Source organism: Pirellulales bacterium, from assembly GCA_019694435.1.
GTDB lineage: Bacteria > Planctomycetota > Planctomycetia > Pirellulales > JAEUIK01 > JAIBBZ01.
In genome coordinates, this window is record JAIBBZ010000016.1 from 42,648 (window position 1) to 67,278 (window position 24,631).

Genomic DNA, 24,631 nt, shown 5'->3' on the forward strand with positions numbered 1-24,631 from the left:
GTTGGCCCGCAGCGGGCGGCGCCCCTAGGGGTGATGGTGCCGCACGATCAACACCGAGCAGGGCGAATGGTTCAAGACGCGTTCGGAGGTGCTGCCCAGCAGAATGCGGCCCAACATGCCGACACCCCGCGCGCCGAGCACCAGCAACCCGGCCGATTCGGCGGCCGCCGCGGCCAGAATCTGCTCGGCGGCGTGCCCTTCGGCGACGATCGGTGTTTGATTGGCGAAGGGCGCCGGCAAACTCGTGCACAGCTTGACCAGTTCCTCCTGGCGATGCTGTTTTTCGGCCTCGTGCTCGCGAACCCAGACTTGCGCCATGGCTTCGGCATCGGCACTCCGGGCGCGCTGTTCGAGCCAGGTCGGCAGCTCGCCGGCAAACATCGATTCGATGACGCCAATCACCTTGCCGACCGTCTGGGCCGGCCAGGTGAAGCGATGCAACATGGTGGCCGCTTCGCTGCTGGTGCCTTGACCGTCGCACGCCAGCAAGATGCGCAAGGGTACGCTTTCGGGTACGTGCTCGGCCTCGCGATGGACGAGCACCGGAAGATGCGCGGCATGTACCACGGCGCGCGCGACGGCGCCCATCAGACCTTTGCGTCCGGTGCCGGTTCCGTGGGCTCCGATCACGATCAAATCGGCTCGAATTTCGTCGGCAGCGGCCAAAAGCCCCGGACCGGGGCTGCGTTCGCCGACGATCGTCTGGGCCGTCGATTGCAGCCCCTCGGGCAGGTAGCTTTTGGCCTCGGCGAACACGACCTCGGCCAAGGCCTTCCGAGCCCGGGAGTGCATTTCGTTGGCCCGATCAGCCGGGGCGTTGAAATGCACCTCGGGCACGGCGTAGTAAATCGCGAGTTGATCGTTGGCAGGCGAAAGCCAGCCGGCAACGCGTTTGACCGCGGCAAAACTGCTGGTCGATCCGTCGACACCGAAGAGGACTTTCATGGCAGGGCTTCCTCATGCTTGCCGCGCTTTGCCAGATACCCGGCGGAAGGACACCGTCGGCCAGCGCTGCGCCTGGCAAGATACGGTTGAGCAAGCAGAATGCCAAGTGCGTCGCGCGCAGCACATGGCGTCTTGGCAGCAAGAGTTAGGGCGATCTCCGATGCGAAAAACCCGCTGGTAACCGTGCTTAGAGAGCGCAGCTCCGAGCCTTGCCGTGCGTCTTCGCACTCTGCAAAGGGAGGCTCAGGCCAGGGCCAATTTGTACTCGGCCCCTGCGCGTTCTTCGACGTATTGAGGGACCGCATAGCCCGGCAGGCGCTCGCGCAGACCGGCCACCAGTAGGCGCCCCTCTTCGATGGGCACGGCGAAGTGTGCGGCGCCGGCCACACGATCCAAATGGTGCAGGTAATACGGCACGACGCGCAAGGCCGTGAGCCGTTCGCACAGTTCGACCAGTGCTCTGAGTTCGTCGTTTACTCCCCGCAGCAGGACGGCCTGGTTGAGCACCGGAATTCCCGCGTCGACCAGGCGCGCGAGAGCGGCTGCCACGGCGTCGTCGAGTTCGCGCGGATGGTTGGCGTGGACCACGACCCAAGGCGTCAGCCGCGTCGACCGCAACCAGGCAATCAATTCGCCGGTGACTCGCTGCGGCAGGACGATTGGCAGCCGGGTGTGCACGCGCAGCCGTTGCACCTGGGGGATCAACGCGATCCGCTCGGCCAGTGCGGCCAGAGTCGAGTCGACCAGCGTCAACGGGTCGCCGCCGCTGAGAATCACCTCGCGACAAGCGGGGTCTGCCTCGATGGCGGCCAGCGCCCGATCCCAGGCCGCCAGACCGCGGGGAGCTGTCTCGTAGGGGAAATGTCGGCGAAAGCAGTACCGGCAATGCACGGCGCAGGCCCCCGTGGTGACCAGCAGTGCTCGGCCGTGATATTTGCGCAGCACGCCGGGTGAAAGCAGTGCGGCGCCGTCGCCGACCGGGTCTTGCAGGTCGCCGGGAACTGCGATGAGCTCGTCCGACACGGGCAAGACCTGTCGCAACAACGGGTCGTGCCCGTCGCCGCGGCGCACGCGAGCCAGGTATTCCCGGGTCACGAAGAGCGGAAAGCCGTCGGCCGCCTTGCGGATTTCGGCCGCCTGCGCCGACGGCAACTGCAACAAGCGGCAAAGTTCATCGGCATCGCGCACGGCGTTGCGCAGGGCCTCGGGCCAGGGCGGCGGCTGGCTTGCCGGAACGTGGGGGCGGACAGATTGAGCTTGGTTCGCTAGAATGCTCACTTCACCTGCCTTTGGCCCCGGCTCTTCGGGGCGGGCGCAGCACCTCGGTCAGCCGCTCGAATGCCCTATAAGTGGGGTGGCGCGGGCGGGTCCTGGACGGTGTCTGCCCAGCCTAACAGAACCCTGGTAAGTGCGATACGACGTAGGAACAGCAAGTGCCCAGCTACAACACGAGTGAATTTCGCAAGGGTCTCAAGGTCCAGATGGACGGCGACCCGTATCACATGATCGAGTGCAACTTCGTCAAGCCAGGCAAGGGCCAGGCGTTGTACAAGTGCAAGCTCAAGAACCTGCTGCGCGGCACGGTGCTCGACAAGACCTACAAGAGCGGCGACACGATCGAGGCGGCCGACATTACGGAAATCGAGGCCCAGTTCCTCTATCGCCAGACCGACAAGTTCGTGTTCATGGACAACACGTCCTTCGAGCAGTACGAACTGAACGAGTCGCAGGTCGACGAGGCCTGGAAGTACCTCAAGGAGGGCATGGTTTGCAGCATGATGCTGTTCAACAACAATCCGATCAGCGTCACGCCGCCCAACCATGTGGTGCTGAAGATCGAGTACTGCGAGCCCGCGGTTCGCGGTAACACGGCCACGAACCTGACCAAGCCGGTCAAGACCGAAACGGGGGCCGAGTTTATCTGCCCGGCGTTCCTGGAGATGGGCGACTCGATTCGCGTCGACACGCGGACCGGCGAGTACATCGAGCGCGTGCGCGAATAGACGCCGCGCGTCGCCGCGTGCCTCGCCGGCGCGGCCCGGTCGAACTTTATGGCCTCGCATTCCTCGCGCGCATCGACCGATTGGCGGCCGACGGCCTCTTGGGCCACGTTGCGTCGGCGAGCCGAACTGCTGGCCGAGCTGCGCGGATTTTTTGCCGAACGCGGGTTTCTCGAGGTGGAAACGCCGCTGGCCTCGGCCGACACGGTCGTCGACCGCCACCTCGACCCGCTCGGCCTGACTCTGCCCGACGATCCGCGCCGGCCCGATGTTGGCCAGCGGCTGTGGCTGCAAACCTCGCCGGAGTTCGCGATGAAGCGTCTCGTGGCGGCCGGGGCAGGGCCCATCTATCAGGTGGCGAAGGCCTTTCGCGCCGCCGAGCGAGGGCGCTGGCACAACCCCGAGTTCACGCTTGTCGAATGGTATCGCCCGGGCGACGATCTGGCCGCCGGGGTGAGCTTGTTGAGCGAACTGGGCGAACGATTGCTGGGCCGCGGCCCGGCCGAAATGCTGACCTATGCCGACGCCTTCCGTCGCCATGCGAATGTCGACCCGCTCGCCGCGCCCGTCGCTGAATTGGCGGACGCACTGCGCTGCGCGGGCCAATCCTGGCCCGACGGCTTGCCGGTCGACGAGCCGCACCGCGATGCCTGGCTCGACCTGGTGCTCGATGCCTTGGTCGCTCCGCGGCTTGGGCTGACGCGCCCGGCGATCGTGACCCACTACCCAGCCAGCCAGGCGGCGTTGGCGCGCGTGGCGACGGACGATCCGCGCGTGGCCGAGCGGTTCGAGCTGTTCGCCGCGGGCCTGGAATTGGCCAACGGCTACCACGAGCTGCTCGATGCCGACGTGCTGTCCGAGCGGATCGCCCGGGCCAATGCCGCGCGGCAAGCGGATGGCAAGCCGACGTTGCCCGTCGAGAGTCGGCTGCTGGGCGCCATGCGCACCGGCCTGCCGGCATGTGCCGGATGTGCCTTGGGCTTCGATCGGCTGGTGGCCGTGGCCGTGGGGGCTTCGTCGCTCGACGAAGTGCTCGCCTTTCCGATCGAACGGGCCTGAAACACAGGGCAACCGGGAGCGAGATAGAATAGATAGCTCGTCTCGCCCCGCGCTGCAGCCCATGCGACACCCGATCTGCCAACTCGCTTGCGCCTTCCTGGTGGGGTATTGCGCATCGACGGACGGAGCGGTCGTGCGCGCGGCAGAAGGTCTGCCTGCGCCGCTCGGACAGTCGATCTCCGACTTCGAGCTGCGCGACGTCTACGGCGAGCCGCGGCGGTTGACGGCCTTGGCGGGCGAACGAGCAACCGTGGTCGTTCTGCTGGGGACCGACTGTCCCCTGGCGCAGCTTTACGCGCGCCAGCTCGTCACCTTGGCCCGGCAGTTCGCCGATCATGGTGTGGCCTTCGTGGCGATCGATCCGAACAGCCAGGACTCGCTCGAGGACATGCTGGCCTTTGCCCGGCGGTTTGAATGGACGATGCCCTGGCTCAAGGATCCGCAGGCGACGATGGTCGACGTGTTGGCGGCCCGCCGCGTGCCCGAGGCCTTTGTGCTCGACGCGGAACGTCGCGTGCGCTACCGCGGCCGGATCGACGATCAGCACCAGCGGCAAAGCGGCCTGAACGTCGATCGCGCGCAAGCGCGGCGCGAGGACCTGAAGCTGGCGATCGAGCAGCTTTTGGCCGGGCAAGCCATCGAAATGCCCGTGACCGAGGCCACCGGCTGCCTGATCGGCCGGCCTTTGCCGGTGGCCGAGGATCCTTCGGTGACCTGGTCGCAGGACATCGCGCCCTTGTTTGCGCGGCGCTGCATGTCGTGCCATCAGCCGGGCGCGATCGGCCCGTTTTCGTTTGTGCACTACGACGATGTTGTCGGCTGGGGACCGATGATCGCCGAGGTGGTCGGCCAGGGGCGCATGCCGCCTTGGGCGGCGAGCCCTGCGCATGGGCAATTCGCCAACGAAAACCGGCTCAGCCCTGCCGAACGAGACCTGATCGAACGCTGGGTGGCCGAGGGTACTCCGCAGGGCGACCCGCAGGCGCCCGCGCCGAAAGCACCGGCTTTGGCAAGCGAATGGGAAATCCCACCGCCGGACCAGGTGGTCTACATGGCCGAGCAGCCCTTTGCCGTGCCGGCGCAGGGCACGATCGAGTACCAGTACTACGTGGTCGATCCCGGCTGGCAGACCGACAAGTGGATCCGCGCGGCGCAATGCAAACCCGGCGAACCGGCCGTCGTGCATCACATCAACGTGTTCACCATTCCGCCGGAGATGCACCGGACGTGGACGCGCGACAACCTGACGAACAACCTGCTGCAAGGCTACGCGCCGGGCTTTCGCGCGACGCCTCTGCCCGAGGGCTCGGCCTTTCTCGCCCCGGCCGGAACGTGGCTGCTATTCCAAATGCACTACACGGCCGCGGGCACGCCGCTCGCCGACCGCAGCTCGCTGGGGCTCGTGTTCGCGGCGCCCGAGCACGTGCGGCAGCGCGTCGATTGGCTGTTGGTGTTCGACGACCAGATCGAGATTCCGCCGGGAGCGCCCGATTACCAGGCGTCGGCGCAATGGGAGTTTGCCGAGGACGTCGAACTGCTGGCGCTGAATCCCCACATGCACCTGCGGGGGCGGTCATTCCGGCACGAGATGTATTATCCAGACAGTACGCGCGAGGTGCTGCTCGAGATTCCGCGGTTCGATTTCAACTGGCAGAACCTGTACGAGCTGGTAGCGGCAAAACACCTGCCGGCCGGATCGATCGCGCGCTGCGAAGCGGTGTTCGACAACTCGACCGACAATCCGCTGAATCCTGACCCGGCGGCCACGGTCCGCTGGGGCGATCAGACGACCGACGAGATGTTTATCGGCTACATGCTGATCGGCCGGCCGCGCGACGCGGGGCCGATCCGCGCGAAGTATGCCACTCCGCCGCCGCCGGTCGGCGATTCGTTGGCTACACTGTGGCCGCTTGCCGTCGGTGGCATGGCGCTCGTCGGCGGCTGGATCTGGCTAGTGCGGCGCCGCGCGGCGCCGCCAAGACATCCGTCTTCCTTGGTGAACCGATCATGAAACGGACCACCGACACGCGACCGACGCAGTTCCTGCCCATGCCGCGCCCTGTCGGGTGGCTGGTCACAGCCGTGATGGTCGCCGCGGCCTTGTACGCGGCCCAGGTGCTGTTCGCCGAACAGAACGGCGCGATCTTGTTTGTGGTGTTCACCTTGATCGCGGCACTGTTCGTCCGGCCACGGTTCGAATATCTGTGTCAGCAACTGCTCGTCGGCTGGGCTGCATGGATACTGATTTGTACGGATCGGTCCTGGGAGGCCTGGCAATATCCCATGCACCAGGCGCTCATCATTCTGCCGATGGCCGTGCTGGCCCTGCGGTGGCGCTCGTTGACGCGGCGCCGCTGGGTTGGGGCCTTGGGCGGTTTGGCCGTGTGCATCGGGCTGCTCTTTCTCATGGCACCCTATCCGCGCTTCGGCGGCGTGACAGCCATCGCCTTTGTGGCAATTTTCTGTTTGGTTTATGGCGCGTTCTTTATCGAGGTCGATGCCCGCGAACAACATGCGACCGAACGGCCCTCGCAGGATTCGAACCAGGCCGCCAGCTAGCAAGTCCTATGTGCAGCGGCACCGCGGCGCTCTGGGCAAGGTTTGCCGCGAACTCCCGATTCGAGACCCCGCGTGCCACGCGCCGAGCCGATATACACCCTTGGGTGTGCAGACAGGGGGGGCCGTGCCGCGGATAGGCGGCTGCCGTGCGGTCCCTCCGGTTTTTTTCTTGTGACCTCGATCAGGTCATCCGGCGCACCAGCCAATCGCCCCACCGGGCGCTCACCGCGGCGAGCGTGAACAGCAGCCGGGCCTTGGCCGGGACGACGATCTCGGGCTCATGCCGTTCGCAACCGCGCACGATGCGCGCGGCCAGCCAGTCCGGATCGATGGCCTTGGTTTTTACTCCACCGCCGGGCCGCGCGGCGCTGGCCGGCAGGTCGGCCAGCTTGTCGGCACCGGTTTGCCGCGCGTCGTGGCGCGCGATCGGTCCGGGACACACGAGCATCGCGTGGATGCCCTGTTCGCCCAGCTCCAGCCGTAGCTGCTGCGTGTAAGCGGCCAAGGCGAACTTCGTGGCCGGATAGGCACCGAGGTACCGGGCCGCGGCCTTCGCAGCGAGCGAGCCGATGTTGACGATGTGACCCGAGGTTTGCGCCAGATGCGGTGCCGCGGCGCGAACGCCATGCACGACGCCGAGCAGGTTGACGCGCCAGAGATTGTCGAAATCGGCCGGCGTCGTGTCGAGCACCTTGCCACGCGCCGAGCGGCCGGCGTTGTTGACCAGCACGTCGAGACGTCCCCAACGCGCCAGCGTCTCGGCCACGAGCGCCTGCATGTCGGCTTCGCGCGTGACGTCGGCCGGCTGTCCCCAGACGGTGTGTCCGGCCGCGCAGAGCTCGGCCACGGCCGTCTCGAGCGCTGCGGCGCCGCGAGCGGTGATCACCACTCGGGCGCCGCGCTCGGCGAACGCCTTGGCGATCGCTTGTCCCAGCCCTGCCGAACCCCCGGTAACGACGACGACCTTGTCGCGCCAGTCGGGCATGGTTCAGGAGACCGTATAAGGCTCGCGCTGGGCGCGGCTGAGCATGCCGTCGGCCTCGCTGTCGCCGACGAATTTCTCGGCCTTGGCGTCCCATTGCAACTTGCGGCCCAAGCGCATCGAGATGTTCGCCAGGTGGCAGGCGCTGATCGTGCGGTGATGACTCCAGACGTCCGAGATCGGCTTATTGCGGCTCTTCACGCAGTCGAAGAAATTGCCCATGTGATTGTTGCTGCGCGGCAGCTTGATGGTCGCGCCGGGCAACTCCGCGTCGTGCAGTTCCTCGACGTCCTTCTTACCCAGTTCGGCGGCCAGGTCTTCGACTGGCTTGCCAGAGATCTTGCCGCGGTTGACGAACAGTCGGCCCTTGTCGCCTTCGAACAACACGCCGTTGTCGCCGATCTCGACGTGCACCAGAACGTCGTTCGGATACAGCATGTCGATCGTGAAGAATTTCGGCGTGTTGTAGCCGCCGGGGATGTTGGGCAGCGTCGCGTGGCCGTCGATCGACAGCGGCCCCGAATCGTCCATGCCCAGGCCCCAATGGCAGATGTCCATGTGATGTGCGCCCCAGTCGGTCATCACGCCGCCGGAGTACTCGTACCACCAGCGGAACGTGTAATGGCAGCGCTCGGGCACGTAATCGACCAGCGGCGCCTGGCCGAGCCACATCTCCCAGTTCAGATATTCGGGCACGGGCTTCGCGGGGAAGGGGCCGCCGGCTTCGGTCGATTCGGGCAGGATCACGGTGACTTTCTGGATCTTGCCGAGGCGGCCGTTGCGCACCATCTCAGCCGCGAGGTGGAACCGCCAATCGCTGCGCTGCTGGGTGCCGACCTGGAACACGCGGCCCGTTTCTTTGACCGTCTTGGAGAGCAGTTGGCCTTCGGCGATGGTCAGCGTCAGCGGTTTTTCGCAGTAGACGTCTTTGCCGGCACGCAGGGCCGCCAGCGCGATCGCCGTGTGCCAATGGTCGGGTGTTCCGATCGTCACGATCTCGATGTCTTTGCGATCGAGCAGTTGACGATAGTCGCCGTAAATCTCCGGCTTGCCGCCGAATTTTTCCCGGCCCTTCTCGGCGCGCTGCCGATCGACGTCGCACACGGCCACGATGTCGCCGAAGTGGCTCGCGGCCTCGGCGATGTGCGTACCCTGGCCGCCCATGCCGATCGAGCCGACGATGGGACGATCGTTCTTCGAGCCCTGGTCCTCGGCCCGAGCCGAGCGCGTGAGGATCGTGGGCAGGGCCAGCGTGCCGGCAGCGGCGGTGGCCGATTGCTGCAAGAAGCGCCGACGGTCGAGCGAGACGGGATGCATCGGGGAAATCCTCTCAGCGAAGCCAGGAATGCGTGGGTAGGGCGGGGCGGGCCGCTCGCCGGTCGACGGCCTCAGGCGGCCCGAGATGGTTCAAAGTCTACTCCCCCCCGACGCGCGTTGCCAACTTTGTCGCGCCCGGTGCGGATCCAGCTCAGCCGCCCGGCGCAAATCGCAGCACGCGCCAGCCGAAGGCGGGGCGGTTGTCGCCCAGGTTAGGACGCGCGTAGCCCCGGGGCAGGCCAGTCGCGTCGTCGAACTGCGCCTTCAGAGGCATGTGGTCTCGCGCCAAACCGGCCATGCCGGGCGCCGCGGGGACGTTGGGATCGGTGACGATGGCCAGGTCTTCGCGCAGCAGGGCGAACAAGTCCTCGACGCGCGCCAAGGACGCGATCGACGTGTTGGCGGCTGCTGCGCCGGAGGCTGCCGCAGGGCGCGGCGTGCCGCGATCGACGGCCAGTTCGAGCTGACCGCCCGTCTCTCCGGTCAGTTCGAGTTCGAGCACGTAGCTGGCCGGCGCTGCGGCGCGCCATTTCTGTTCAGCCGCGGCGAGCTTGGCGGCCGAGATCGATGCCATCCCCACCGGATAACGCGGCTGACGCGCGGCAACATAAAGCGCCCCCATCGCCCCAAACACCAGCGCGACCACGGCGATGACGAGCCACAACCCTCGGCCAGAATTTGCCGGATCGTCGGGCGGCAACGGCTCTTCCGGGGGTGGCGAAGGACGAAGCATGGCCAGCGAAACGCCTGGGACTGGACTGTACAACCGCGGCGGACGATTCCTAAAGTACAGCGTAGCGCGACGTTGCCATCGCCGTCCAGGGCCTCGCAACAGCGAGCGACTCGCAGACGGTCTGGCAAGTCTCGCGGGACAGGAACGTCTCGCGAGGCAGGTGGTCCCACGGGATCGGACAAGGCGGAACCTCGAGCCAAGGCAAGGACGTGCATGTCTCCATTGTTAGGTGCCGCTTTGAATTCCCTGGATGACGTTCGCAGCCGCCTGGCCAGCCGCAGTGTTTACGCTCGCAGTCGAACCAAGATCGTCGCCACGATCGGACCGGCGTGTGCCCGCGAGGACCAGTTGGCCGAACTGGTCGAGGCCGGGGTCGATGTTTTTCGTCTGAACATGGCGCACGGCAGCCAGGCCTCGCACGCCGCCGAGATCGAGGCGATCCGCCGCGTCAGCGATCAGATCGGCCGGCCCGTCGCGATCCTCGTCGATCTGGCTGGTCCCAAGATGCGCCTGGGCGAGTTGCCCGGCGGCGAGGTCGATTGCGTCGAGGGGGCCGAGTTTCGCTTCGTGCGCGGCCAGGTTGCCAACGATCCTCACGAGCTGACCACGACCTACGATCGGTTGATCGACGAATTGGCCGTCGACGATCGCATCATGCTGGCCGACGGCACCGTGAGCTTGACCGTCGTCAGCCGCGATCGCGATTACGCGGTCTGCCGAGTCGTCCAGGCCGGCCGGGTGCGCAGCCGCCAAGGCGTCAACCTGCCCGGCGTCAAGCTCAGCGTGCCCGCGATGACCAAGGCCGACTACCAGAACGCGCAGTGGGCCGTCGAGCACGAAGTCGATTACATCAGCCTGAGCTTCGTCCGCACGGCCGACGACGTCTCGGCGCTCAAGGCCCTGGTGCGAGCCAACGAAGGCAACGCCCGGGTGATCGCCAAGATCGAAAAGCCCGAGGCGCTCGAGCATCTCGAAGAGATCGTGCTGGCCTCGGACGCGATCATGATTGCCCGGGGCGACTTGGGCGTCGAAATCGACATCGCGCGGGTACCGGTCGCGCAGAAGCGCATCATCGCCATGTGCAACCGGCTGCAAAAACCGGTGATCACCGCGACGCAGATGCTCGACAGCATGCAGCATTCGCGCTACCCCACGCGAGCCGAAACGACCGACGTGGCCAACGCCATTCTCGACGGCACCGACGCCTGCATGCTCTCGGGCGAGACGGCCATCGGCGATTATCCCAAGGCCGCCGTCGAAATGATGCAGCGCATCGCCCGCGAGACGGAGCCGTTGTTGCGCGAACGGGGGCCCGTGCCGATGCCGACGGGCGTGGTCGAGGGGCTGCACCGCGTGACGCCGGCCGTGATCTTCGGCGCCTCGAAAATGACCGACATGTTGGGGGCCAAGCTGGTGCTCGTGGCGAGCCACAACGGCGGCACCGCGCTGGCCATGTCGAAACTGCGCAACCAGGTGCCGACGATCGGCATCTCCGACTCGCCGTCCACGTTGCGGCGTCAGTGTTTGTACTGGGGGGTGACGCCGCTGCCCGGCGTGCCCACGCACGATCCGCGAATGCTGCTGGAATACGTCGAGGATTGGGCCGTTCGCAACGGCACCCTCAAAAAGGGCGACTGCGTGCTGGTCATCACCGGCACCAGATTGACCCAGGCCGGCCACAACCTGTTGATGGTCCACGAGATTTCTTAAGCGGTTGCCTGGGCGTACAAATCTGCACGCCCAGCTAAGCCCTGCGGTAACAGATCGCCGCAGGGCTCGTTTGTTAGCCGGCAAGCACCTGCTTCTTCGTGTCGGCTGCTGCAAATCGATCAGGCGCCTTGGTCGACCGCCCTCGTCGTGCTGGTGTCCGGCAATACACAAACATCACTCCGCATAATTCCAATTCCTGCGTTTGGCGACCTGGCGACGGAATGTCGGTTCGACGCACACCGCCTCAGGGCTCTAGTGCCTTGAGTTTTGAGGTGGGTCGCCCGCGCCGATGCTATAGTGGCAGCGGTCTGTGACCTGAACAGGAGCTCTGCCATGCGCTATTTCTTAGCGGTCCTGGGTCTGGTGCTGTTTGCGGTTGATGCTCGTGCCCAAAGCCTTGACGTTGAGGTGCAGGCCGCGATCAACCGCGGCCTCGGCTTTCTGGCCAAAGACAACGTGGTGTGGCGGGAATCGAAGAAGTGCTTCGAGTGTCATCATGCGCCGTTCACAATCTGGGCCTTGAACGAGGCCAAGCGTCAAGGCTATGCGGTCGATGAGCAGGTGCTCGCCGATTTGACCTCTTGGGTGACGGGGCAGGACTACCTCGCGCCGCTCCTCGCCGAGCGGCCCGACCAGCAGGAGGTCGTATTCAACGAAGCGCCGCTGCTGCTGGCGCTGGGCATCGAGGCGGGCAGCGCCAACGACACGCAAGACGCGCTGAAGCAACTGCTGATCTCCGTCGTGCACGATCAGGGCGAAGACGGTTCCTGGAAACGCGCGAACGAGTCACGGCCGATTCTCTCGTCGCCCGACACGCTGACGATGCTGTCGCTCTTGGCGCTATCGGCTCCGAATGCTCCCGATCTGGGCGAAGAAGGCCAGGCCGCGCGGCAACGAGCGCTCCACTGGCTCGAATCCGCCCAGCCGGACGAAGAGTTACAACCCACGGTGTTGCGCCTGATCCTGTGGCGACGGCTCGGCCGACCCGCGGCCGAGTGGAGCCCGCTGGTCGATATCTTGCGCAAGGCCCAGAAGGCAGACGGCGGTTGGAGCCAGATCGAATTGGCTGGCAGCGATGCCTTCGCCACCGGGCAAGCGCTCTATGCCCTGGCCGAGTCGGGCGCGAGCCAGGACGACGCGGCCATTCGCAGCGCGCAAGCCTTTCTTGCGAAGAGCCAGGGCCCGGACGGAGCCTGGGCGATGACTTCGCGGGCAATCATGGGCAATGGCAAGGTGGCCACCAAGTTTGAGCCGATCACTCACGCCGGCAGCGCCTGGGCCGTGCTGGGGCTGGTACGTTCCGCGCCGGCGGCGGGGAATTGATCCGCTCGAGCGCTTGCTGACCGACGAAACTGGAGCTGGACGGGAGTTTCGACGGAACATGCTCGCCTTGTGTAAAGGTGGCGCCCATTTCACAGGCAGTTGGCAAGCAGTACGCGGTCGGCGAGGCTGAGCGACGAAGATTCTACTAGTGACAAACGGTCGCCCGCGCGTAGGATCTTGCGATTACCGCCGATGGGAAATGGGCGGAAGCATCGTTTCGCTATCCGTCAAAGTGGCCATGCACACAGCAGACACAGACCTCTGGCAACTGCCCGCAAGACTACGAACGTTGGTCGAGGCAGAATTAGGCGACGGCGAACAGATTACTTGGGTCGGTGTTCCGCGCCCTTGGCTGTTTGCCCTGTACTCCATGCCGATCGTCATTTTTGCCATTCCGTGGACCATCGGCTCCATCTTCTGGGTGGTGGCCGCGTCGGGATTCGAGATCCCCGACTTCGATCAAGGGTGGGATCTGTTCCCCCTGTGGGGTATCCCGTTCGTGTTGACTGGATTCGGGATGCTTAGCTCGCCGTATTGGCTCATGCGCAAGGCGAAGAACACGGTGTATGTCTTGACGACTACCCGCGCGATTATTTTTGACGGTGGCCTTTCGACGACCATTCGTTCGTTTGGTCCCGAGCGTCTCACCGACCTGCGGCGCAAGCAACGGGCCGATGGTTCGGGCGACTTGATTTTCGAACGCAGGCTATCGTACGACAGCGACGGCGATCGTCGCTCGATGGATCACGGTTTTCTGGCCATTTCGGACGTCAAGGCCGTCGAAGATCGGGTCCACCGACTGGTGGAAACATCGGCGAAGAAACCGGTATAGCTGCCCGTTGCCAGGCTGGCCTGCTTGTTGGCTGCCAGCGCGATGCGGTATGCGATCGCTCAGAGACCATGCAGAGCAGGAAGCAGATCAAGGTCAAGGTCGCGGCCGATGGAGACATCGCTGCCGATGGTCAACGCGTCACCGTCGAGCAATTGGCGATCAAGTTTGCCGATCTCAAGGCAACTCGCGGCGAGGTCTGGTATCACCGAGAAAACCCGGCCGACGAGCCGCATGCAAACGCATTGAAGGTCATGGAACTAGTGGCCGAACATGGCCTCCCGATCAGGCTATCGGCGATGCCGGATTTCTCCGATACGGTGGACGACAAGGGTGTGTCCGATCGTGGGGTGCCATAGCACCACGGATCATTCGTTGCTGGAGCTTTTTCGGCCTTCAATAGGCGCGCTTATCGCGTCCCTTGGTTGGCTCTACAGATTCGCCTGCAGCCGGCTTGCGCTCAAGGCATGCCTGTCTGCGCATGCCGGCAGATGAATCATTGGCGGCGTCGGTCATGAACACCGATGCAGGCAAACAATTGATGCTCGGCCTAATCTGTCGATGTGACCGAATTAATTCAGTCGGACGTGCCTCATTCGCCTTTTGCTTGCGGTGAGATCTATATCGCCGTCCTCAGCTGTTGTAGCAAGGATTCCCAAGCAGCGTCGTATCCAGATTGCGCGTCGACTTCCACAACCTCGACGTCGAGCGTTCGGATCGATTTCAATTCCGGCGTAACGGCGGGTTCTGTCCGAATGTTGTAGAATACGGTCCGTCCGACATTAACACCCCGCCGCTTCAGGCGAGCTTTGTAGTAGAGCATCCACCACAGGTCCAGCTCTGAATAGCTAAGCCCTAGCCCGAGGATGTGGACGTCGTCGCGGAGGAAGACATCGCACCATGAGTAAAGGCTTTTGCCCGACTCAAATTCTCGTATGCCAGAAGTAAACGGAGATTTTTTTCCGTGGTAGAACCCCTTCAGGAACAGGCGCATTCGCTGCACCTGCCCCATGTACTGGTCATAACCGAGCACCAAAGAGCGGGGGGTATTGATTTCGCCGTGAATGTGCCAGATCGACATCTTGGCGACGACTCGTCTGCGGAACAGGCTGTACTTTTTTGCGTGATGCGATATGTCGCGCGGCCGATCGTCTGATGCCTGTTCCAAAGCATAATCGTAGTTGGTTGTCAGGATGTGGCGCACGTCTAGGTCCAACAGCCGACGATGAAACAGATTCGGCCGCAAATCTCTGAGCTGGGCTGCGATTACCGACTTTACGCACGTGCGATCGTGAGTGTCGTGGGCCCTCAGCGTGGCGTCGTCGAAGAGCATCGTGAATGGTCGCCCGTCGTCCATGACGAAATCCGGACCAAGCTGCAGTGCTTCGGACATCTTCCGCAATACGTCGGCCCAACCAACATTCGTTGTCGACAGACGATTGATACTGTTGCCAACTAAGACAGCGGCAGACATCTGAGCGATCGCACCCCTTTCAGACGACCAGTGTTCTCCGGGCACTGCCAATATGGCGATCGACGTTGTATCAATCAAGATTTTGCATATGCACCGGGCCGACGCCTCGACGCCGGTTGTTTATCCTATCCAATTTGCTTCGGTGAAATCGACCGAGGCGACAGATGGTTCGATAGCGCCGGCCAGCGCGCACATGTCGAACGGACCCGGCGCGCTAGCGGACGAGTGGACAACCGGCTTCGATCGCATTGGACGAAGGCGTACGCAGCTGAGCGGGCGCCTTTGCGGCCAGCCGCGCGAAGTGTGCCAGCGGTGATCTGCCGAGTGGAGGCCGGGATTATTGAGCTCGGCGAGCGTGGCGGTTCGTTCGTCGTGCGTCGCAGGTCTGACGCCATCGACGCCCCGCCGGTTCAGTCCGGAAACTCCGCCGGATTGACGAAGTACGGCTGTTTGCGCTGGTAGTAGTCGAGCCGGCGGCGGATGGCCTTCACCTGGCGGTCCCACTCGGCGACTCCGCCCGGCGAGTTGGCCAGCTCGCGCGCGCGGCGTTCGCGGAGCGCACGTTCGTAGGCCTGTTGCGCCTCTTCCGTGGCGCGCTGGAAATCGCCGTTGGCCGCGTAGGCCGCGCCCCAGGTGTCGTGGGCCGATACGAACAGCGATGAGACCGTCGGCACGCGCGGTACGATCCGGCTGCAGATCTCCAGGGCGCGCGCCGGATCGCGGTGGCTCGATTCGTGGTGCGTGGCCAGGACCCAGGCCAACATTAGTTGGGCCTGACGATTGTTCGGGGCGGCCTTGATCAGTTGCTCGAAGGTCCGCACCGCTTCGGCCGTGCGGTTCAGGCGGTTCAGCATCGTGGCCAGCGCCAGATACGTTGCATGTCGCGGATCGTGCTCGAGCGACTGCTGGTAGTAGAAGGCGGCCTCGTTCAGGCGCCCCAGCTTCTCGGCGCATTGGCCCAGGTTGTACAGCGTGTTCGGGTCGTCGGGGGACAGTACGTTGCACGCCAGCAGGGCCTGAAACGCCTCGCCATAGCGCGACAGCCGCATCAACGTGCTCGACTTGTTGAACAACGCCGCGGGATAGTTCGCATACAGCTCCAGCGTCCGGTCGTAATGGACCAGCGCCTCGTCGAAGCGACGCTGGCTGGCCAGGGCATTCGCCAGGTTGTAATGGGCCAGGTGGTTGTTTTCCGTGACCTCCGTGGCGTGGGTAAACAAGGTCTCGGCGTCGCGCCAGTAGCCGACCTGCCGCAGGCAGAGCACCGAGAGGGGTAGCAGCACGGCGGCGGCCAACGCGCCGCCCACGTATCTCCGGGCCCGCGGCGCGAGCCGCCGTTCGAGCAGTCCGGCAATCGACCAGACGCCCAACAAGAACAGCCCGATGAACGGTAAGTAGGTGTAGCGATCGCAGCGGGCCGTACCGCCGATTTGCACCAGCCCAATCACCGGCACCAGCATGCCGACGAACCAGAACCAGCCCACTGGAACGAAGGCCCAGCGCCGGGCCGTGAGCAAGGCCGCGAGCGTACCGCCGGCGAGCACGGCGGCGCTGGCCAGCGTGGCCGAAGTCACCTGAATGTCGAGCGGCAGGGGGTACATCAAGCACAAGCGCGTCGGCCAGATCGCGCTATGCAGGTAGGCCCCATAGGCGTTCGTGGCGGTGATCAGCCGCTCGCCGGGCGATTGGAATTCGAGCGAGACGACAAAGCCCTGCTTTTGCTGCACGTGAAACGTGATCCAGCTCGACACGGCCACGAGCATCAGCCAGGGCAGTTTTTCGGCGACGAGCAGGCCCGCCCCCAGGGGATCGAAGCGGCCCGCCGTGCGCAGCGCCGATCGGCGCAGCGGCCACACGTCGAGCAACAGCAACAACAGCGGCACCGTGACCAGCATGGCCTTGCTCATCAGCCCGCAGGCCAGGCAGACGGCCACGACCAGATGCCGCCCCAGCGAGGGCCGCCGGACGTAGGCTCCATACGCGGCCAGCGTGAGCATGAAGAAGAAGCCGGAGAGTACGTCTTTGCGTTCGGCGATCCAGGCGACGCTTTCGACCCGAGTAGGGTGGATGGCAAACAGCGCGGCCACCAGGGCACTGCAATACAGCCGGCCCGTCCAGCGCGTCAGCGTGAAAAACAGCACGGCCACGCTCGCCGCGTGTAGCAGCAGGCTGGTCAGGTGAAAGCCGCCGGGCCAGGGCGCAGAACGCGCTCCGGAACCTCGGCTCCACAGGCTCACGTCGGCAAGCAGGCTCAGCATGGTGAGCGGATGCCAGTTGCCCTGAACCTCCGAAGTCCAAGCCCACCGGAACGTGTCCCAGTTGAGCCCCTGGAGCACGACCGGGTTGGCGAAGACATAGACGTCGTCGTCGTAATAGATGAAGGGGTGCGCGAGGATCGGCGCAAAGACGGCCAACGTCACGGCGACCAGCAGGCAGGCCAGCAGAAGCTCGAGCGCGCGGCGGGACATGCGTCGTGAGGGCTTCCTCAAAAACGTCCGCGGGCCGGATCGTGGCGATACGACTTCAGGTCGAGATACAGCTCACGGCGCTCGCGCATCCGCTCGGTCAGCAGGCGAACGTCGGGGCGGATGTCGAACGCCGGATCGAGCCATTCGCGGTCGTAATAGGTATGCGACTTCTTGTCGAGTTCGCCCAGGGCGATGCCGTTGTACTCGATTGCCTTTTCGACCTTTTCAACCGCCTCGGAGTACTTGTGGATGCCCGACAGCGCCGCGGCCAGGGCATCGAGCGAACGTACTTCGTGCTGAAACGTCAGGCTGCAAGCCTGGCGAGCGATTTCGACCGCCTGGCGCGGGTCATAGATCTGGATGTCCTGCGTGGTGCCGAGCAGCCAGGCCAGCTCGGTGAGCATGAGGGCGTCCTTGGGGTATTTGCGCACGCGCTCGACGAGCACGTCCTTGGCCGCGGCGGTGTCGCCCGCCCAGCACATGGCCTGCACCAGGTAAGGGAATGCGTCGGGCCAATCTTCGCCGCGCTGCCGACGCTTGTCGATCGCCGTGCGGAAGGCCTTGACGGCCGCCTGGGGGCGGCTGCGTTTCAGTTCGATCAGGCCGAGCTTGAAATAGTCTTCCGGGTGGATCGACTGCTTGATGCCCTTGCGCATCGAAGTCTCGGCCTCGTCGTAGCGGCCCAGGCAGTACAACGCCCACCCCCGGTTGCACGCCGAGGGCCAGTCGCCCGGCTCGTAGCTCAGCGCCAGCTCGAAATGCTCGATGGCCTCCTCATGATTGCCCTCGCGGGCCAAGGCGTTGCCCACGCCGCGGTGCGCGAGAAAGTTGCGCGGGACCACCTCCGCGGCGTGCTGGAACAGTGTCTTGGTGTTGCGCCAGTAACCGACCTGGACCCACGTGACGGCCGCCAGCGCAGCCAGCCAGATGATCGATGCCGCGACTAACAGGCGCTGTCGGGCTCGGTTCGATTGGGCCCACCAGAGTACGGTCCAGACGGTCATGATCGTGATGCCGATCATCGGAATATAGGTGTATCGGTCGGCGCGAGACTGACCGCCGACCTGGACGATGCCCACGGCCGGCACCAAGGTGCCCAGGTACCAGAGCCAGCCGGAAAGGAGCCACGGGAGGTTCTTGCGCAACGTCCAGGCGACGAGAGTGACGACCACCAACGCCAGGATGGCGCGGCCGATCATGAACCAGGTCATCCGGTACGACAGATGGGGATAAAACACGGCCATGTTCGTCGGCCAGACGAATTGCACGACATATTCGCCGTAGGCCACGATCGCGTTGAACACCCGCGTCATCGGCGGGACCGCCTTGAGCGATTGCACGGCCCCCTGCGACTGCACGACGAACGTAATCCCGCTGCTGACCGCGATCAGCGCGAACCAGGGAAGCTTTTCGACCACGAGTGCGCCGAACTGCCGCAGGTTTTCCCGAAGGGACTTGTCGGCCGCGCCGAATCGGGCCAGCGGCCAATAGTCCAGCACCAGCATCAATGCCGGCGCCGTGACGATCATCGGCTTGCTCATCAATCCGAGCGCGAGCAGCACGGTGATCGTCAGGTAGCCGCCGCGCGAGGGAGCGCGGACATACACGGCATAGGCCCAGAGCGACGCCAGCCAGAAGCAGCCGCAGAGCACGTCTTTGCGCTCGGAGAGCCAGGCCACGCTCTCGACGCGCAAGGGATGCAGGGCAAACAGGGCAGCAACCAGGGCCGAGGGCCAGAATCTCCCCGTCATGGCCGCCAGCGCCAATAACAGCAGCACCGCGTTGGCGGCGTGCAAAGCGATGTTGGTCAGATGATGGCCACCCACCCAACGTTGACCGTAGATTTGCGAATCGATCATGTGGGTAATCACCGTCAACGGGTGCCAGTTGGCGCCCACCGACGCGGTCCACACCCAGACCAGGTTCTCGGGCCGTAAACCCGTATTGATGTGCGGGTTGTTGGCTACGTATTCGAAATCGTCAAAGTTGACGAAGTCGTAGCGAAGCGTCCGCGAATAGAGCAACAGGCAGGCCGCCGCGAGAGCGATGCAGACGGCGGCGCGTATCCCGGCGCGGGGGGGCGGCGCACTAACGGCAGGATCGGTCGTCATAGGGTGCGGGATCGGCGAGGACCGAGCGGTCCGAGACGGGTGTAGAGCACTCTTGGGGCAACGGTGTGCATCGTAGCCCGATTCGAAACGCAATCACAAATCGGTAGGGGGCCCGTTTGATCAACCCCCTGGAGGACACGGCGGAGTTGGCCGGTGGTCGGTTCTTCGTAACTCATGTTTTGACAAGCACTTACGTCTTTTCAAGTACTGTCACAAGCCGTTGATCCGAAAAACTCATCAAAAACCGAAAATCGCCAACTTTTTGTTTGACACGCATCACCGCGCCTCGTAATCTATGGACCATACGCCCGAAAGCGGGCGCAATGCGCGTGTTGCATTGGCTCAGGCCTCTAGTAGGCAACGGGCCATTGAATGCGTGGGCTCACAACGACGACGGGCGGCGGAGCTCGAGCTGGTTCGGCCGCACAAAAACTGAAGACGACGGATTCTCAGGACCAATCGGAGAGACGCTAATGAAGAAGACCATCTCGTGTGTTGCCTTAGCCGCCTTGGCGGGACTTTGCGCATCCAGTGCCCATGCGGCACCCGTATCCGTGTCGCTGACTCTTCAGCCTAGCTCGATCTTGAGCTTGACGGTGAATGCCCTCGGTGGCATCACTGCCTCGACCACGACCGTTCTGTCGGGGAACCAGAATGTGACGATTGACAACGGCGATATGCGCGTTGCCGTCGGCAACATCACCGTGCCTGACCTGGCGGACACCATTTCGCTGGACGGCGGCCTGATCAACATCTCCGATGCGAGCCTGAACCTGAATTTGGGTCCGCTCGGTACCGTGCTCGCCGGTTTCCAGAATGCGAAGCTCACCGGTTTGACCAGCACGGGCAACCTGCCGCTGAACTATATCGGCGGCTTTGCCACGTACAATTTCGACCCGGGCGATCCGTTCGGTGGCAACGTCACCTCGACGTCGATCAACAACGGTGTGCTGACCTACAGCGGTAGCGGCGCCGTCGCCCTGCTGCTGGGCTCGGGCACGCTCGATTTCGCGACCGATCCTGTTGGCTTCGATCTGCCGGAGCTCGGCGACGTCGCCACGCTGAATCAGTCAGAGACGTTCTTGGGCGCGAGCACGATGGGGTCGATGATCTGCTCGACCTACAACGTGGATGTGCTCCTTTCGGCTCCGCTCTCGGTCAGCCAGAACATTTTGACCGACCCGATCGACGTCCTCGCGATCCTGCAAGGGCAGATCGTCGCGAGTGGCTCGTATCTCTACACGGTCTGCGTACCGATTCCCGAGCCGTCGAGCATCGTGCTCCTGGGCATCGCGAGCATCGGCATGCTTCCGCTGGTTCGTCGTCTGCGGAAGAAGTAACGCGGCCCTGAGCCCCGAGGAGTTGGGGTTCGACTGATTGGTCCTCAAAGCCGAGGCCGACACGAAAGCGTGCGGCCTCGGCTTTTTTTGATTTCCCGCAAGAATTCTTCGCTGGGACCTGGGCCGGCGACAGAACCGTGTGATGGCTGCTTGCCCGGACGGCGCCGCTTGCAATTCCGGGTCGTCGGTCTTCCGCCCTTTTCTCTGGCGATGGCGCAGTTGACGACCTGTGCGATCTGCAGATTGCCGGTGCCGTGGGGGCTGGCTCCTGAATGCGCATGCGCGGTGACGGCTCCGACTTTATTGGCAAAAATATCAAGAAAAGGGTTGCCGCCGTGCTCCCGCGGTTTTTGGCTTGGTTGCGAAAGAAGTCGCCGCGGATTGCCCGCAAGAGCCAGATGGCCGCCCGTCGGCGCGCATTCTGGGAGCAGGCCTTCTAATCGGCTAGCGCGCGCGACTTTGAACGCCCCTCACTAGAAGTAGTTTTGGTCGAATTGTCTTAAGTTGTTTTTCGGCAATGGTTTGTGAAATTAATCCTGTCGCCTTTTCTAGTTGACAGCCTGCTCAAGGCGAGAAATCCGACAAAATTTGGAAATCCGGATTTTTTCTTTTGACAAGCGATTTGGGCCCGTATATCTTGTGCCCTATCTGCCCGACGGGGCGGATCGCGTCTTCGGGCTAAGCGCGGCTTGTGGGGGAGTCGCTGATCGCATTCGTGCTCGCGACTCTAAGGCCAGTAGCGATAGTGACGCCGCACCGGTGGCGTCGGATAAAACACAGCGTCTGTTTCCTAGTTTTGGAGTGCTGCCAATGAAGAAGTTCGCCATTCTGTCTGTCGCTCTAGCGGTGTTGGGTTTTGCGACGACGAAGTCGTTTGCTGCTCCCACCCCGGTCAACCTGACCCTGACGGGCTCGAACATTCTGTTGACGATCGACGCCCTCGGCGCGATCACCGCGACGGTCGGTTTCAATCCGACCGGCTCGCAGAACATCACGCTCGACGACTGCGACCCGATCGCCACGTCGATGACCTTCGATGGCGGTCTGTTCAACCTCTCCGACCAGACGTTGCTGCTGAACCTCGGCGCTCTCGGCGTGATCCGCACCGGTTTCATCGGTGTGAAGATCGGCGGCTTGAGCAGCACGGGCAGCATTCCGCTCAACTATCTGGGCGGCACGTGGAACTACTCGTTTGATCCGGGCGACCCCAACGGTGGCAACGTCACCAGCGCCGCGATCAACCAAGGTATTTTGACCTACGCCGGCTCGGGTGCGATCGCCCTGCTGCTTGGCTCGGGTACGCTTGACTTCAACACCGATCCGGTCGTCGCCGACCTGCCCTCGCTGGGCCAGATTGGTTCGTTGCAGCAGACGTTCCTGGGCGCCAGCGGTGGTTCGACCACCTACGGCGTGCTGTTGTCGGCTCCGTTGTCGGTGTTCACCGCGATTGACACGGATCTCGGCATCAACGCGACCCTCCAGGGTCTCGTCCAAGCGACCGGCACTTACATCTGCGTACCGGAACCCTCGACGGTCGTCCTCTTGGGCGTCGCCTTGGCTGCTCTGGTCCCGATGTATCGTCGGATCAAGAAGTAGTTGATCGACTGACGTAAGTCAGACGCAAAACCTAAAGGGTCGGCGCCTCTTCCGGGGCGCCGGCCCTTTTTTCGTATTCTGGTCCATGTCTCAATAGGCTATCCAGGGTAATGTGCTGCGCAATATGCCTCGCCCCGTCCCGTTGATCGCTTGGTTGGCAATCGTCGGACTCGCCGCCGCGGTTGTGTTTGGCCAGGTGCTCTCGTTCGAGTTCGTCTCGTGGGACGATCCCGTCAACGTGACGAACAATCCGAATTTCCTGCCGTTGACGGCGCGCAGCTTGGCGAGCTTGCTGGTCAAGGACTATGCCGGGTTGTATATCCCGGTGACGTATGGCACCTGGGGGCTGCTCGTCTGGCTCGGGCAGCTCACCATGCCACCGAGCCGACCACCGTTTGATCCGCTGCTGTTTCACGGGGCCAATCTGCTTGGCCACATCGCGTGTGGATCGCTGCTGTTCATATTGGCTCGGCGGCTGACGGGTTCGCCTTCTGCGGCGCTGCTCGCGGCGCTGCTGTTTGTCTTGCATCCGTTGCAGGTGGAGTCGGTGTGCTGGGTAACTGAGCTGAAAGGGGTGCTGGCAACGGGCTTCTCGCTCGCGGCGCTATGCCTGATTACGCAAGCCCCGCCAGTCGCATTGCCCCGGTCTCGGGCAGGCGACGCGCGCTCGCACGCAGGCGAGATCTCGGCGCAGCCCGGTGAGGGCTCAAGGTCGCCGGCCGATGGGCAGGCGACTTGGCGGCGCAGTTTCATCGGGCCCTACGGCGCGGCCTACTTGTGCTTTGTCCTGGCCTTGTTGTCGAAACCATCGGCGGTGACCTTGCCCCTTGCCGTGGTGGCGGTCGACGCCTTGGCCTTGCGCCGCCCTTGGCGCGACACGTTTTATGCGACTTTGCCCTGGTTTCTCTTGTCCTTGGCCTGGGTGATGCTCACGCGGGGTGTGCAGCCCACCGGCGAGGATTACGTACCCGACGTGGCGGTGCCCGATCGCCTGGTGGTGGCCGGTGACGCGCTGGCGTTTTACCTGCGCAAGCTCGCCTGGCCGCTGCCCGTGGCGATTGATTATGGCCGTACTCCCGCGACCGTACTGGCGCAGGCTGGGGTCGCCTTCGTGGGTGCCGGGGCGGTCGCCCTGGTCGCGGCCTTTGCCGTGCTGGTGCGAAGCGGCGTTGCGCGGGCTGGATTGTTGATCTTTCTCGGCAGCTTGTTGCCGGTGCTGGGGCTGGTGCCGTTTCAGTTTCAACGGGTCTCGACCGTCGCGGATCGCTACGCTTATTTTCCGCTGCTGGGCTTGGCCCTGGTCGTGGCGGCGTTTGCCGCGCGGTTTCGCCAAGCGGCTTGGATGGTGATCGCTCCGTTGGTCCTGCTCTCGGGCTATGCGAGCTGGCACGCGGCGGCACATTGGCGCAACAGCGAGGCGCTGTACCTACACGCCGTCGCGGTGAATCCGCGAAGTGCCGTGGCGCTGACCAACCTGGGCGCGGTCTATTTCCAGGCCGGCAAGATGGCCGAATCCGAGCGTTGGCTCCGCGCCGCTTTGCGCGTCGATCCGCTCAATCCGGCCGCGAACGCCGACCTGGCCGAGATCTTGCACGGCCGGCAGGAGCATGCCGAGGCCCTTGCGCTGTTCGAGGCCGCGCTGCGCACCAACGACCGCTTGCAATGGGCGCACGCTGGGGCGGGCCTGGCATTGCACTACCTGGGCCGGACGGAAGAGGCGGCCGCCCATTATCGCCGCGCACTCGACAAGGCGGCCGACGGTTCGACCTCGCTGTGGCAAGCCAATCGGATTGCCGTCGTCAATCGCCTGGCCCGGATCCTGGCGACGGATGAGCAGGACGAATTGCGAAACGGCCGAGAAGCGGTCCGCTTGGCCCGCGATGCAGCCAATTTGTCGCGGTGGCAAGTGGCCGCGATTCTCGACACCCTGGCGGCGGCCTATGCCGAGGCGGGTCAACTGGACAAGGCCGTGGCCATGGCGCAGCGCGCCGTGCAGCGGGCCCACGCCGCTCAGAATGCGGCCCTGCTCGAGCGCCTACTGGCGCATCTGCAGCGGTTCGAGGCCGGCCAACCGCTGCGCGAGAGCCCGCAGGAGCAGTTGAATGGCCCCGCGGCTCAAGCGGCCGGATCGCCGTGAACCCGGCGCCCTTGTCGCGCATCGGACAAGGGGTCAGAATCGCCCTTT

Annotated in this window: 19 protein-coding genes; 11 read left to right on the top strand and 8 right to left on the bottom strand. The window is 64.2% G+C overall.

Annotated features, from left to right (window positions below):
- Positions 1 to 24: 24 nt before the first annotated feature.
- Positions 25 to 945 (bottom strand): universal stress protein, encoded by a 921-nt coding sequence (locus tag K1X74_13355; protein ID MBX7167311.1) that lies wholly within the window; start codon positions 943 to 945, stop codon positions 25 to 27.
- A 243-nt stretch (positions 946 to 1,188) separates the two neighbouring features.
- Positions 1,189 to 2,223 (bottom strand): EF-P beta-lysylation protein EpmB, encoded by a 1,035-nt coding sequence (epmB, locus tag K1X74_13360; protein MBX7167312.1) that lies wholly within the window; start codon positions 2,221 to 2,223, stop codon positions 1,189 to 1,191.
- Positions 2,224 to 2,378: 155 nt separating this feature from the next.
- On the opposite strand from epmB, the gene efp reads away from it, so the two are divergent.
- From efp to K1X74_13380, 4 genes are all read left to right on the top strand, one after another.
- Positions 2,379 to 2,948, top strand: coding sequence for an elongation factor P (gene efp, locus K1X74_13365; protein ID MBX7167313.1), 570 nt, complete (start codon positions 2,379 to 2,381; stop codon positions 2,946 to 2,948).
- Positions 2,949 to 2,996: 48 nt separating this feature from the next.
- On the top strand, positions 2,997 to 4,004 hold the full coding sequence (gene genX, locus K1X74_13370; GenBank protein ID MBX7167314.1) for an EF-P lysine aminoacylase GenX: 1,008 nt from the start codon (positions 2,997 to 2,999) through the stop codon (positions 4,002 to 4,004).
- Positions 4,005 to 4,137: 133 nt separating this feature from the next.
- Complete coding sequence (locus tag K1X74_13375; protein MBX7167315.1) at positions 4,138 to 6,015, top strand: redoxin domain-containing protein; 1,878 nt, start codon at positions 4,138 to 4,140, stop codon at positions 6,013 to 6,015.
- Positions 6,012 to 6,563 carry a hypothetical protein gene (locus tag K1X74_13380; protein ID MBX7167316.1) on the top strand — a complete coding sequence of 184 codons (552 nt, stop codon included), beginning with the start codon at positions 6,012 to 6,014 and terminating at the stop codon, positions 6,561 to 6,563. The genes K1X74_13375 and K1X74_13380 overlap by 4 nt, the downstream gene beginning before the upstream one ends.
- 181 nt (positions 6,564 to 6,744) lie before the next feature.
- Here the strand turns inward: K1X74_13380 and K1X74_13385 are convergent, their stop codons facing one another.
- From K1X74_13385 to K1X74_13395, 3 genes are all read right to left on the bottom strand, one after another.
- A complete protein-coding gene (locus K1X74_13385; GenBank protein MBX7167317.1) occupies positions 6,745 to 7,548 on the bottom strand; it encodes an SDR family oxidoreductase in 804 nt (267 codons plus the stop codon).
- A 3-nt stretch (positions 7,549 to 7,551) separates the two neighbouring features.
- Entirely contained in the window at positions 7,552 to 8,862 is a 1,311-nt protein-coding gene (locus K1X74_13390; protein ID MBX7167318.1) for a Gfo/Idh/MocA family oxidoreductase, read from the bottom strand.
- Between the two features lie 151 nt (positions 8,863 to 9,013).
- Positions 9,014 to 9,595 (bottom strand): hypothetical protein, encoded by a 582-nt coding sequence (locus K1X74_13395; protein ID MBX7167319.1) that lies wholly within the window; start codon positions 9,593 to 9,595, stop codon positions 9,014 to 9,016.
- 213 nt (positions 9,596 to 9,808) lie between these two features.
- Here K1X74_13395 and pyk point away from each other — a divergent pair, with 213 nt between their 5' ends.
- The 4 genes from pyk to K1X74_13415 all read left to right on the top strand — a co-directional run bounded on the left by pyk (position 9,809) and on the right by K1X74_13415 (position 13,816).
- Positions 9,809 to 11,305, top strand: coding sequence for a pyruvate kinase (gene pyk, locus K1X74_13400; protein ID MBX7167320.1), 1,497 nt, complete (start codon positions 9,809 to 9,811; stop codon positions 11,303 to 11,305).
- 333 nt (positions 11,306 to 11,638) lie between these two features.
- Positions 11,639 to 12,628 (top strand): hypothetical protein, encoded by a 990-nt coding sequence (locus K1X74_13405; GenBank protein MBX7167321.1) that lies wholly within the window; start codon positions 11,639 to 11,641, stop codon positions 12,626 to 12,628.
- 199 nt (positions 12,629 to 12,827) lie between these two features.
- Complete coding sequence (locus K1X74_13410) at positions 12,828 to 13,460, top strand: hypothetical protein (protein MBX7167322.1); 633 nt, start codon at positions 12,828 to 12,830, stop codon at positions 13,458 to 13,460.
- A gap of 68 nt (positions 13,461 to 13,528) precedes the next feature.
- The gene (locus K1X74_13415) at positions 13,529 to 13,816 is read left to right on the top strand and encodes a hypothetical protein (GenBank protein ID MBX7167323.1); all 288 of its coding nucleotides are present in this window, start codon (positions 13,529 to 13,531) and stop codon (positions 13,814 to 13,816) included.
- Positions 13,817 to 14,076: 260 nt separating this feature from the next.
- On the opposite strand, the gene K1X74_13420 is transcribed toward K1X74_13415, so the two are convergent.
- The 3 genes from K1X74_13420 to K1X74_13430 all read right to left on the bottom strand — a co-directional run bounded on the left by K1X74_13420 (position 14,077) and on the right by K1X74_13430 (position 19,510).
- Positions 14,077 to 14,850 (bottom strand): SIR2 family protein, encoded by a 774-nt coding sequence (locus K1X74_13420; protein MBX7167324.1) that lies wholly within the window; start codon positions 14,848 to 14,850, stop codon positions 14,077 to 14,079.
- A gap of 491 nt (positions 14,851 to 15,341) precedes the next feature.
- Positions 15,342 to 17,399 carry a tetratricopeptide repeat protein gene (locus K1X74_13425; GenBank protein ID MBX7167325.1) on the bottom strand — a complete coding sequence of 686 codons (2,058 nt, stop codon included), beginning with the start codon at positions 17,397 to 17,399 and terminating at the stop codon, positions 15,342 to 15,344.
- A gap of 17 nt (positions 17,400 to 17,416) precedes the next feature.
- A complete protein-coding gene (locus tag K1X74_13430) occupies positions 17,417 to 19,510 on the bottom strand; it encodes a tetratricopeptide repeat protein (GenBank protein ID MBX7167326.1) in 2,094 nt (697 codons plus the stop codon).
- 323 nt (positions 19,511 to 19,833) lie between these two features.
- Here K1X74_13430 and K1X74_13435 point away from each other — a divergent pair, with 323 nt between their 5' ends.
- The 3 genes from K1X74_13435 to K1X74_13445 all read left to right on the top strand — a co-directional run bounded on the left by K1X74_13435 (position 19,834) and on the right by K1X74_13445 (position 24,583).
- On the top strand, positions 19,834 to 20,850 hold the full coding sequence (locus K1X74_13435; protein ID MBX7167327.1) for a hypothetical protein: 1,017 nt from the start codon (positions 19,834 to 19,836) through the stop codon (positions 20,848 to 20,850).
- A gap of 588 nt (positions 20,851 to 21,438) precedes the next feature.
- Positions 21,439 to 22,446 carry a PEP-CTERM sorting domain-containing protein gene (locus K1X74_13440; GenBank protein ID MBX7167328.1) on the top strand — a complete coding sequence of 336 codons (1,008 nt, stop codon included), beginning with the start codon at positions 21,439 to 21,441 and terminating at the stop codon, positions 22,444 to 22,446.
- 124 nt (positions 22,447 to 22,570) lie between these two features.
- Positions 22,571 to 24,583 carry a tetratricopeptide repeat protein gene (locus tag K1X74_13445; protein MBX7167329.1) on the top strand — a complete coding sequence of 671 codons (2,013 nt, stop codon included), beginning with the start codon at positions 22,571 to 22,573 and terminating at the stop codon, positions 24,581 to 24,583.
- The last annotated feature ends 48 nt before the right edge of the window (positions 24,584 to 24,631 follow it).